Origin of the sequence: Mycobacterium sp. E1715 (assembly GCF_001667625.1) — a bacterium.
GTDB lineage: Bacteria > Actinomycetota > Actinomycetes > Mycobacteriales > Mycobacteriaceae > Mycobacterium.
Genome location: NZ_LZJJ01000402.1, coordinates 1 through 1,759, shown reverse-complemented (window position 1 = coordinate 1,759; position 1,759 = coordinate 1). Strand labels below are relative to the sequence as shown.

Annotated in this window: 2 protein-coding genes; one reads left to right on the top strand and one right to left on the bottom strand. The window is 71.6% G+C overall.

Annotated features, from left to right (window positions below; genetic code table 11):
• Positions 1-915, bottom strand: a 915-nt coding sequence (menJ, locus tag A9X03_RS19700; RefSeq protein WP_068262539.1) for a menaquinone reductase, incomplete at its 3' end; no start/stop codon positions are given.
• A gap of 15 nt (positions 916-930) precedes the next feature.
• Here menJ and A9X03_RS19695 point away from each other — a divergent pair.
• The coding region (locus A9X03_RS19695; protein WP_068262541.1) for a polyprenyl synthetase family protein at positions 931-1,759 on the top strand (829 nt) is incomplete at its 3' end.

Sequence of the window (1,759 nt, the reverse complement as noted above, 5' to 3'; positions counted from 1 at the left end):
GTAGTCGATGCCCTCCCCGTTCAACGGGTTGACGCAGGCCGCGGCGTCGCCGATCAGCATCCAGTTGGGCCCGGCCACCCCGGACACCGCGCCGCCCATCGGCAGGAGCGCCGACGCCACCGCCCGCGGCGGGCCTTCGAAGCCCCATTCGTCGCGCCGCAGGTCGGTGTAGTAGTCGATCAGCGGGCGCAGCGCCAGGTCGGCCGGCCGTTTCGACGTCGACAAGGCCCCGACGCCGATGTTCACCTCGCCATTGCCGAGCGGGAAGATCCAGCCGTAGCCGGGTAGCACCGCGCCGTCCGGCGAACGAAGCTCCAGGTGCGACGTCAGCCACGGGTCGTCGGCGCGCGGGGTGGCCAGATACCCGCGGGCGGCGACGCCGTACACCGTCTCCTGGTGCCAACGCCGGCCTAGTTTGCGACCCAGCGAAGAGCGGGCCCCGTCGGCTACGATCAGCTGCCGGCAAGCCACCTCCGTGCCGTCGGCCAAGGTCAGCGATGCCACCCGCCTCGACGAGTCATGATGCACCGCAACGGCTTTCGTTCCCAACATCATTCGCGCGCCGGAATCCTCGGCGACCTTGCGGATCCGGTCGTCCAACTCGAGTCGGGCCACGGCGCTACCGGTCGACGGAAACGACGGGCCCGGCCAGTCGACCTGGACCTCGCCGCCGAAACCGCTCATCCGCAGGCCGCGATGCCGGATGCGGGTGTCCAGCCAGTCGCCCAGCCCGAGGCGCTCGCACTCGGCGACCGCGCGCGGCGTCAGCCCATCACCGCACGCCTTGTCCCGGGGGAAGCTGGCGGAGTCGATGACCAGCACGTCGTGGCCCGCGCGCGCGGCCCACGCGGCCGCCGCCGAACCCGCGGGTCCGGCGCCCACGACCACCAGGTCGGCTTTGGTCTCCACGCTCACCAGTATGTTGGTCGGGTGAGTACTCCGGCGACGGTGGTGGCGGGCATCGACTTCGGCGACCCCGCCTTCGCCGCCACGGTGCGCGACGGCGTCGGGCGGATCGAACGGCTCATGGACACCGAGCTGCGCAGCGCCGACGACGTGATGACCGACTCGCTGACCCACCTATTCAAGGCCGGCGGCAAGCGATTCCGGCCGTTGTTCACCGTCCTGTCCGCCCAGATCGGGCCGAACCCCGACGCGCACGAGGTGACGATCGCCGGCTCGGTCATCGAGCTGGTGCACCTGGCCACCCTCTATCACGACGACGTGATGGACGAGGCGGAGGTGCGCCGGGGCGCGCCCACCGCGAACGTCCGCTGGGGGAACAACGTCGCGATCCTGGCGGGGGACTACCTGTTCGCCACGGCGTCGCGGCTGGTGTCGCGGCTCGGGCCCGAGGCGGTGCGCCTGATCGCCGAGACGTTCGCCCAGCTGGTGACCGGGCAGATGCGGGAGACGCGCGGCCTGACGGGCCCGGCCGAGGGGGCCGATCCGATCGAGCACTACCTGAAGGTGGTGTACGAGAAGACCGCCTGCCTGATCGCCGCGGCGGGCCGGTTCGGCGCCATGTTCTCCGGCGCCGACGCCGAGCAGGTCGAGCGGCTCAGCCGGCTCGGCGGCATCGTGGGCACCGCCTTCCAGATCTCCGACGACATCATCGACATCGACAGCGACTCGCATGAGTCCGGCAAGCTGCCCGGCACCGACGTGCGCGAGGGCGTGCACACGCTGCCGATGCTCTACGCGCTGCGCGAACCCGGGGCCGACGCGGTGCGGCTGCGTGAGCTGCTGGCCGGGCCCA